This window comes from bacterium (genome assembly GCA_039961635.1).
Lineage (GTDB): Bacteria > 4484-113 > 4484-113 > JAGGVC01 > JAGGVC01 > JABRWB01.
This window is the reverse complement of record JABRWB010000018.1, coordinates 1-8,792: the sequence shown is the minus strand read 5'-3', so window position 1 is coordinate 8,792 and position 8,792 is coordinate 1. Positions and strand designations below refer to the sequence as shown.

The following is an 8,792-nucleotide window of genomic DNA, read 5'->3' as shown; positions in this document are numbered from 1 at the left end:
CCTCGAGGCCGGTCGAGAGCCAGCAGCTCCAGACCAACAGCGCCACGCAGTTCATCAACGTATCCGACGAGATATCCCCGTCCCGCAGGACGTACAATCCCGGCACGTCCGCAGCAGGCGACACCGAAGCGATAGCGGCGAAGGGCAGGCTCGTGCTCGTCAACGGCGCGGTGCCCACGGTCATGGCCCAGACGACGCTTTATCCGAGCGAGCTTTTCAGCCACAGGAACCCGACTTATTCCGAGAACACGATTGCGCTGCCAAGCGACCGGGGTGCGCTGGAAATCAGCGGAACGAACCTTATGTACGAAGGGACGAGGGTAAAGACGTGGATCATCGGCAGGGACGTGAATCCGGGAGGGAGGGGATTCGGGACATACTATGCCCATGGAATGTTCAATGTCGGTTTGCTTCGTCCAATTGCCAGCGATTCTCCTATCCTTGGTATTGGCAACAGCGTAAACAACGGCAATGGAGATCATCCTCCGTTCAAGGAATGGACGGGCAATGACTGCGACTACGATGTGGGCGATTGCGTTCACGTTGGTCCGGCCGAATTGAATGCCTACTCTTGCAAGATGTTTGCATGCAGGCAAAAATTGGACGACACGACCTATCCTTGCGCCGCAAAGGAAAATGCATTCTGCGACAAGGTTTTCAAAAGCGATCCCGTTCGCCCGTTACACACGATTGCGTGGTGCTTTAACTGCATCGGCAGCCGTTGCTATATTTCGGGAAGCGACTACGAAACCATAACTGCCTGGGTTGTCTTTAACGGTGATGAGCCGCGTTGTGCAGGATACGGCATGGGATGGCTGATGAATGAAATGGCAGACGGAGGCTGTCCGGGATGTGGGGCGGGCACAGGCGGATGCGCTCCAGGAGTGGGCGGTGGAATGCCGGGCGGAATGACCATTCCTGGGCCGCTGCCCGGAGAAATTGGGCCGATGGGTACTTTTTACTTTGGATCAATTGCTCCCCGGATGGCTCTTATGGCGTTTGGGCCATGGGATTCCTACGAAATGATGTTTTGGGCTGAAAATGCATGGGCCGAATGGTATAAAGGGTTCCATCTAATTGGCTGCAGAAATACCAACAAGATCAAGAATATGATTGACAGCGCCTGCAGCATGCTAAATGATGCATCATGCATGAAAAATGCTCCAAAAACCAAAAAATGCATGAACGCGCTTTGCTCCGGTTCCAAGAATACAACGATTATTTGCGGGCCTTCGATGGGCCAAGGCGCAACCTATCCAGGCGGCGACCGCGCAATTGTTATTCGAGGAGATGCTACAGAATTGGAGCTATTTCATGAGATGTATCATCGCTGCGATCCATCCACAATTTTGCCATGGTATAAAAAAAGCGAAGAAAAGAGGGCTCATGCCTGTATGTGGGAGTGCGGACAAGTAAATCCACAACTTCAGGATCTTGAGTTATTCGAAAAAGTATTTGGCAAGAACTTCAAGGGGAATTGGAGCGATTATTGCTGCGATTCTCCAGCATTTGATCCGAATTACCCTCCAGACCCAATGGAAGGATGGCCTTGGCCAGAAGGTTTGACCTAGATGAAACAATTCATTAAGAAAGTCATGCCTTATGGAGCTTTTGTGCTATTCGCCTTTTTCTTATCAGGTCAAATTATTACATATTTGCCAGATTATGGCGCTGGGATTGGAGTAGTAATCGCCCTTATGCCGTTTCATTTGGGCAATGCAGTATGTGCATTATGCTATTATTATATTGCAAAGAAATGGAGTAGCAATGCATTCTGGTTTTTTGTGCTTGCACTAACAATGTTTGTTCATGTAGTTATTATATGGATATATTATAAAATCATTCCCATGTCAATCCCATTTCTCGGATTATATTTAAATAATATTGGGTCCTAGCATACTGTGCGCTCAGTCTGCAATATTCCGCCTTAAATTGCCAATATCATCTCATGTTCATTTTCATACTCAGTATATGGGCAGGTACGTAGTCTTCAAATAATTGAATTTTTTCCTCGTCCCATTGGTACACTGGCTTGGGTTTGAAAGCGACGGATATTGGTCTGTAACAGAGCCCCATTCAGCCTTTGAAGTGCAGCCGAGTAGTATTCCGGATTGAGCTCGCATCCTATGGCCCTTCTGTCAAGCTGTATAGAGGCAAGCAATGTAGTTGCTGAACCCGCGAATGGATCGAGAACAATATCGCCGGGATCTGTGTGGATTTCGATTAGCTGCTTCATAAGAGCAAGCGGCTTTTGAGTGGGATGGATCCGTTTTTCCCTGTGTATGGGCATCGTAAATAACCCGTTGTGGTATTCGGCGTTAAATATGGGATTTGAGCCTTTAACAGCAGCGATTGCAACTTCCCTTGCGTTGGATAGATAAAACCGCTTTGAGTTGATCGGCACGGGATTGGTTTTGAGCCATTCAAGGAACCGTAGCATTCTGAATCCCAGGTGGGTTAATAACCTTGCCAGCGATTCAAGCTTCCACAGGTCGTAGAAGACGATGATAATCCCGCCTGGTTTGAATTGCCTTAGCCTCCTCCCATCCAATCAGGCCCATGTGGATGTAATAGGCCTGAAAGGTGCACTTGAAAATTTATCCAAGCCACAATCCATTGCCTTATTCAATTCAGCTAAGACAACAAGAATCCCCTGGTGGCTAATAAGCATTTTTCCCAATCCTGTCTCAATGAAGGCAGCAGAAATCCCTTTATCCACAAGGCTTTTTAGCCCATTTTCCAGACTTCCAGCGTGTTTCATTTCAGGTCCCATTTTGGCTTCCTCTTCTTTTTTTAGCTCATATAAGTCAGCAATCCTGGCTTTGATCTGAATTTTTTAAGGTGCCTCCTTATAGGGCATTTTTCCTCAAATTTTCCAAGGCCATCTATATGGGATTTAGGGCTTTCAAACTTCAGGTCATGCCCACCCCCCTTTGTTTTTAATCCCACAGAAAGGAGTTGATGATTTGAGTTAGCTGGTTTTCCTTGCTTCATTTTTGCTGTTTTGTCCTTGGCCCTGTTTGGATATTCCAGGCAGGGCCATTTTGCGTTTTGAACCATGCCAGAAGGAGGTGATGAAAATGGCAAAGAAGGAAGAATTGCTTGAGGCTTTGGTTTGGCTGGCAAAGTGGTATGGAGGAAGAAGGGAGAGGCTTTTGCAGAGGATAGTTGAATACGAGGCAAGGATCACTGGGAGTCTGTTTCTGGATTTGGAAGAAGCAAAGGGAGAGGTGAAGGTGGAGTTTTATGGGTTCACCCTTGAGCTTTTTGTGGGGGAAGAAGGGATTGAGATTCTTTCCATCGAACCGCCCGAGCCTACGAACGGCGATCAGCTTGGCTTGTTTGTGGAGGATGAGAAAGAGCTTGTCTTGAAGATTGTCTGCCGCTTACCCCACCTCCGCCCTGATCATCCACTCGCCGTCGTCGAAGTCGCCGATGTGGTCGTCCGGCAGCGCGCCGAAGCTGTGACCCGCCGCGCCTTCGTCCACGCCCGCGTATATTCCGTTCATCGCCGTGGGCGCACAGCCGAAGCACACGGATCGTCAGCTTAAATAAATTGCGCCCGCATAGCCGATTTTTTTTTTCAAAAACCCCCGAAACCACTTGACAACCCCGCCGCGGCGTGTTACACTGTATGCGTTTACTGGTACACTAGCTTGCTAGCCTGCTGGTGAAATCGGCCGTTTTGCCAGCAACGATGCGGGGTTGGTGAAGTGCCGGTAAGTCTGTAAAGTGCCCGGATCGGCTTCCGGGCGGGAGACCAAGATGAATGTGAAGGCGAAATTTGGAATCGTGGCGGCGATGCTGTCCGCCGGAATCGCGGTCGCGGTCGGCGGGGTTTTCCGGGACGGATTCGGGTTCGGGCGCGGCCGCGAGAACACCTTGATTGGGCTTGCGATCCTGATCGGGATTCTGCAAGCGGATGCAAGGAATTTAAGGAGATAGCGGCATGCGGCCGCGACACAAGGGAATGGTGAAGGAAGATGTTTTTGCTGGATCATGCAGTCGTCGCCGGCAGGGTCTTTTACAAGGCAATCCGGGCGCTCCGGATTCTCGTGTCGCTGGCGGGGCCGTGGATGTCTTTAAAGCACATAGCGGGCCTGCTTTGCAGGTGATGCGGGCGGCGCGGCCGTCCGGCGGAGATTCGATTTGAATTCGCCGATCGATAAGGAGGTTCGGAATGTGAAAGGAAAGCCGAAGGTAGGTGAATCCGGGCTCGAAATGACGCTGGACATGACGGGCGAGATACCCATCTATGTCCAGATAAAGAACCAGCTCCGGTTCCTTATACAAAGCGGAAGGTTGGCGGCGGGCAGCCAGATGCCGACGGTGCGCTCGCTCGCGGTGGATTTGGGAGTGAACGCGAACACGATATCGCGGGTGTACCGGGAGCTGGCCGCCGAAGGGATGATCACGACGCGCCGGGGGATGGGTGCGTACGTTCCCGACGTACTTCCCGGCGAGGCTGGCGACCTGGGAAGCGATGTGTTCAAAGAAATCGAGAGCCTATTGGAGCTTGCCGTCCGCAATGGAGTTTCCGTGGAGCGAATCGGCGCGTTTCTTGAAGGACTGATCGAAAAACACCGGGCGCGGGAGTGAGCACGTTTTGGCTTGCCTTGCGCCATAAAACGAAATCACTTTTTTAATCTGCTCTGAAGAAGGGTAAGGAGTGCAAAATGATCGTAAGAAGCACGATGTTGAAGTCGGGTTACGGCGCAACGAGCGTCGCGGGAACGCAGACGCATCCGTTTCCCCTGTTGATCTTTTTCATTTTCCTGATCGCGGGCGTGACCGGTCTGATCCGCGACATCATCCGCGTCGGCGAGGACAAGGCACCGGTGACGGGGCTGATCTGGTTTTTCGGCGGAATCCTGCTTGGCATTATGTTCCTGACGTGCCTGCGGGTTGCCGACCAGTGGGACCGCGTTGCGATCCTGCGCCTCGGCAAGTTCACGGCGGTGCGCGGACCGGGGATGTTCTTTCTCGTGCCGTTCATAGACACGATCGGCAAGTGGGTTGACATCCGCGTGCGGACCACCGACCTTTTGGCCGAGCAGACGCTGACCAAGGATACGGTGCCTGTCAACGTGGATGCGGTCATGTTCTGGATGGTCTACGATCCGAAAAAAGCCGCGCTGGAAGTGGAGGATTACGTAGACGCGGTGAGCTGGGCGGCGCAGACAGCGCTGCGGGACATAATCGGCAAAACCGATCTCGCCGACCTGCTTGTCGGCCGCGAGAAGCTGGACCAGCAACTTGAAAAGCTGATCGACGAACGCACCGATCCGTGGGGAGTCACCGTGCGCAGCGTGGAGATACGCGACATCCGCATCCCGGAGGGCTTGCAGGAGGCGATGAGCCAGCAGGCGCAGGCCGAGCGGGAGCGCCAGGCGCGCATAATCCTGGGCGACTCCGAGCGGCAGATCGCGGAAAGCTTCTCCGAGGCGTCGCGGGCGTACCAGAACAATCCGGTCGCGCTGCACCTGCGCGCGATGAATATGCTGTTCGAGGGCTTGAAGGAAAAGGGCAGCCTGATGCTCGTTCCATCGAGCGCGCTGGACAGCATGAACTTGGGCGGATTGATGGGCGTGGCTTCGATGGGCCAGATGAAGACGGCGCCGGGCGCGCCGCAGGCCGCATCGGGAGAGCAGTTCGACGGCATTAAGTAACGGCCGATGCGGGAGCGAGGCGGGATCGCCTGTCCCGGCTGGTTTCGACAATGAGACGGCGCGGCGGACTTGCGCCTCCAACGTAACCGCCGCGCCTTTTTTGCGCATCGAATCAGGCGGCTGGGGGTATAATCGGCGTTCATTTCAGGCCGCGCGCAGTCAGAGTGCGGGCACAAAGGATTCGGAATGATCCGGGAGAAGTACGACTTTGCGGTGATCGAAAAGAAGTGGCAGGAGCGCTGGGAAGCGGCGCGGGCATTCCGCGCGGAGGATTTCGCGACGGGCAAAGAGCCTTATTACGTCCTCGAAATGTTCCCCTACCCTTCCGGCTACATGCATATGGGACATATGCGCAACTACACGCTGGGCGATGTGGTGGCGCGGCTTCGCTGGAAGCAGGGGAAGAACGTGCTCCACCCGATAGGTTTCGACAGTTTCGGGCTGCCCGCGGAGCAGGCCGCGATTGACCGCGGCATCGATCCGCGCAAGTGGAACGCGGACTGCATCGAGAACATCATCCGGCAGATGAAGATAATGGGCTTCAGCTACGACTGGGAGCGCACCGTTATCACCGACCAGCCGGAATATTACAGGTGGACGCAGTGGATCTTCCTAAAGCTCTATGAAATGGGACTGGTCTACCGCAAGGAATCGCCCGTCAACTGGTGCCCCAATCACGGCGTGCTGGCGAACGAAGAAGCGGCTGGCGGCAAGTGCTGGCGATGCGAAGCCGAGGTCATCCAAAAGCCGCTGGCGCAGTGGTACATCAAAACGACCGACTTCGCGGACGAGTTGCTGGACGGAATCGAAAACGAGCTTTCGAAATGGCCGGAGCGCGTGCGGACGATGCAGCGAAACTGGATCGGCAAGAGCAAGGGGACGCGCGTCGCGTTCGATTTCCCGGCGATCGGCGAGAAAATCGAAGTATTCACGACGCGCATAGACACGCTTTTCGGCGTCACTTTTCTTGTGCTCGCGCCGGAGCATCCGTTCGTCGCGCGGATCGCGGCCGCGAGCGCGCGCGGCACTGAAATAAGGAAATTCGTCGAAGAGGTCGCGGCGATTGACGTGATCGAGCGCACCGCGGAAGCGCGCGAAAAGCGCGGCCTGGCGCTTGGCGTAAGCTGCCTGCATCCGATGACCGGAGCGGAAGTGCCGGTATTCATAGCGGATTACGTACTCTTGGAATACGGCACGGGCGCGGTGATGGGGGTGCCCGCGCATGATTCGCGCGATTACCTGTTCGCAAAGAAGCACGGGCTCGAAATCCGCACCGTAATCAGGCCCGTCGAGGGCGAGCCGCCGACGGAAGATGCGTTTTGCGATTACGGCGTGATGGTCAACAGCGGGAAGTACGACGGGCTTTCGAGCAAGGAAGGGATGGACGCGGTCACGCGCGATCTCGAAGCCGCGGGAAAGGGCGGATTCGAGACGCAGTACCGGATGCGCGACTGGCTGGCCTCGCGCCAGCGGTACTGGGGATGCCCGATTCCGATGATTCAGTGTCCGATTTGCGGCCACTCACCGGAAAAATACGAAAACCTGCCTGTGCTGCTGCCGACGCCCGACAAGGTGGACATGACAAGGCGCGATTTGGGAAGCCCGCTCAATTACGTGCGCGAGTTCGTGGAGTGCATATGTCCAAAATGCGGCGGTCCCGCGCTGCGCGAAACGGACACGATGACGACGTTCATGGACAGCGCCTGGTACTTCCTGCGCTACTGCGATCCGAAAAACGACGCGGCGGTGTTCGAGCCTTCGCTCGTCAATTACTGGATGCCGGTGGATATCTACATCGGCGGTATCGAACACGCCGTGGGACACCTTATGTACGCGCGGTTCATCGCGCGCGCGTTCGCCCGGGCGGGGATGCTGTCTTTCAAAGAGCCGTTCGACGTCCTGTTCACGCAAGGGATGATATACAAAGACGGCGCGAAGATGTCGAAGTCGCTCGGTAACACCGTCAGCCCGGACGAGATGGTGGAAGAGTACGGAGCGGACACGACGCGGCTCTTCAGCCTGTTCGGCGGGCCGCCCGAGCGCGATCTCGAATGGCAGAACGAAGGCGTCGCCGGCTGCCACAGGTTCATCCGCCGGCTCTGGCGGATGTTCTACGACTACTCGCGCGTGCGCGAGCAACTGAAAGGCACGCCGGTCGCGGGCGAAGCGGGAGGGGGAGAGCTTGTCGCCGAAATCAAGCGCCATGAGCACGCGACGATAAAGGGCGTGACCGAGGACATCGAGCACATGCAATTCAACACCGCGATCGCGAAGATGATGGAGCTTATCAACTTCCTGCAGCCGGTGCTTGCGAACGAGCTTGCGCCGGAGGCCGCGCGCATCGCCGCGGGGGATCAAACCGAAACCAAGCGGGCGAAGGAGATTTCAATCGCGTTTTACCAGGCGCTCGAATCATTCGTCAATCTCATGTCCCCGTTCACGCCGCACATCGCGGAGGAAATGTGGGAGGCGATGGGGCACGAAGGATTTGTTATGCATGCTCCATGGCCCACTTACGACGAATCGCTTATCGCTACAGCGATGGTCGAAATCGCGATTGTGATAAACGGCAAACCGCGTGAGCATGTGTTGGTGCCCGCGGACGCGGACGAAGCCGCGGTGCAGGAAATCGTGCTGGCGCAGGAACGCGTACAGGAGTTCATCGCGGGGAAACAGGTTAAGAAGTTCATCTACGTTCAGGGAAGAATCGCGAACGTGGTGGTTGCTTGACCTCCCCTGCCCATCGGGGCATAATCGCGTTGCGCCGCGGAATCGAGCGGTTAAACCTTGATTTGCATCGTCCGGCGGCGCAATTGGAGGCTCTGTATGAACGCGCAGCCGCAATCTCCGCTTTTTCCTTCGCTTTCCGGAATCCCGGAGCGGTTCAAGCTTCCCGCGCCCGTCGAGCAGCGGGAATATCTTGCCGGTGGCGAAATGCGGACCTGGGACGGGCAGTGCCAGGAGGTGCTTTCGCCTATATGCGTTGAAGGGGACGGCGGATTTCTGACGCCGACTGGCGGCGAACCGGCCGAACTTCCCCGCCAGGCGCGCATCGGGAGCTTTCCGCTGATGGACGAGGCCACGGTGCTTTCGGCGCTCGATGCGGCGGACGCTGCCTATGGA

At 55.5% G+C, this 8,792-nt stretch carries 11 protein-coding genes; 8 read left to right on the top strand and 3 right to left on the bottom strand.

The genetic code is table 11. The annotated features are described in order from the left end of the window. Positions 1-152 precede the first annotated feature (152 nt). Positions 153-1,571 (top strand): hypothetical protein, encoded by a 1,419-nt coding sequence (locus HRF49_03100; protein MEP0813638.1) that lies wholly within the window; start codon positions 153-155, stop codon positions 1,569-1,571. Then, positions 1,572-1,895: a hypothetical protein gene (locus HRF49_03095; protein ID MEP0813637.1), complete on the top strand. Its 324-nt coding sequence runs from the start codon at positions 1,572-1,574 to the stop codon at positions 1,893-1,895. A gap of 95 nt (positions 1,896-1,990) precedes the next feature. Here the strand turns inward: HRF49_03095 and HRF49_03090 are convergent, their stop codons facing one another. From HRF49_03090 to HRF49_03080, 3 genes are read right to left on the bottom strand one after another with little or no spacing between them, the layout of a single operon-like run. Beyond that, positions 1,991-2,551, bottom strand: coding sequence for a site-specific DNA-methyltransferase (locus HRF49_03090; GenBank protein ID MEP0813636.1), 561 nt, complete (start codon positions 2,549-2,551; stop codon positions 1,991-1,993). Then, entirely contained in the window at positions 2,552-2,773 is a 222-nt protein-coding gene (locus tag HRF49_03085; GenBank protein MEP0813635.1) for a hypothetical protein, read from the bottom strand. A gap of 20 nt (positions 2,774-2,793) precedes the next feature. Beyond that, a complete protein-coding gene (locus tag HRF49_03080; GenBank protein MEP0813634.1) occupies positions 2,794-3,087 on the bottom strand; it encodes a hypothetical protein in 294 nt (97 codons plus the stop codon). On the opposite strand from HRF49_03080, the gene HRF49_03075 reads away from it, so the two are divergent. The 6 genes from HRF49_03075 to HRF49_03050 all read left to right on the top strand — a co-directional run. Continuing rightward, positions 3,081-3,551 carry a hypothetical protein gene (locus tag HRF49_03075; protein MEP0813633.1) on the top strand — a complete coding sequence of 157 codons (471 nt, stop codon included), beginning with the start codon at positions 3,081-3,083 and terminating at the stop codon, positions 3,549-3,551. The genes HRF49_03080 and HRF49_03075 overlap by 7 nt on opposite strands. Positions 3,552-3,765: 214 nt before the next feature. Next, positions 3,766-3,945, top strand: a complete 180-nt coding sequence (locus HRF49_03070; GenBank protein MEP0813632.1) for a hypothetical protein — start codon at positions 3,766-3,768, stop codon at positions 3,943-3,945. Positions 3,946-4,182: 237 nt separating this feature from the next. Then, a complete protein-coding gene (locus HRF49_03065) occupies positions 4,183-4,599 on the top strand; it encodes a GntR family transcriptional regulator (GenBank protein MEP0813631.1) in 417 nt (138 codons plus the stop codon). Positions 4,600-4,694: 95 nt separating this feature from the next. Beyond that, positions 4,695-5,669, top strand: coding sequence for a slipin family protein (locus tag HRF49_03060; protein MEP0813630.1), 975 nt, complete (start codon positions 4,695-4,697; stop codon positions 5,667-5,669). Between the two features lie 186 nt (positions 5,670-5,855). Further along, positions 5,856-8,399 (top strand): leucine--tRNA ligase, encoded by a 2,544-nt coding sequence (locus HRF49_03055; protein MEP0813629.1) that lies wholly within the window; start codon positions 5,856-5,858, stop codon positions 8,397-8,399. A gap of 96 nt (positions 8,400-8,495) precedes the next feature. Next, positions 8,496-8,792: hypothetical protein (locus HRF49_03050; protein ID MEP0813628.1), on the top strand; the 297-nt coding region annotated here is incomplete at its 3' end.

Coding starts and splice junctions, on each gene's coding strand:
- HRF49_03095 (MEP0813637.1), top strand. CDS start 1,572: ATGAAACAATTCATTAAGAAAGTCATGCCTTATGGAGCTTTTGTGCTA.
- HRF49_03085 (MEP0813635.1), bottom strand. CDS start 2,773: ATGGGACCTGAAATGAAACACGCTGGAAGTCTGGAAAATGGGCTAAAA.
- HRF49_03075 (MEP0813633.1), top strand. CDS start 3,081: ATGGCAAAGAAGGAAGAATTGCTTGAGGCTTTGGTTTGGCTGGCAAAG.
- HRF49_03070 (MEP0813632.1), top strand. CDS start 3,766: ATGAATGTGAAGGCGAAATTTGGAATCGTGGCGGCGATGCTGTCCGCC.
- HRF49_03060 (MEP0813630.1), top strand. CDS start 4,695: ATGTTGAAGTCGGGTTACGGCGCAACGAGCGTCGCGGGAACGCAGACG.
- HRF49_03055 (MEP0813629.1), top strand. CDS start 5,856: ATGATCCGGGAGAAGTACGACTTTGCGGTGATCGAAAAGAAGTGGCAG.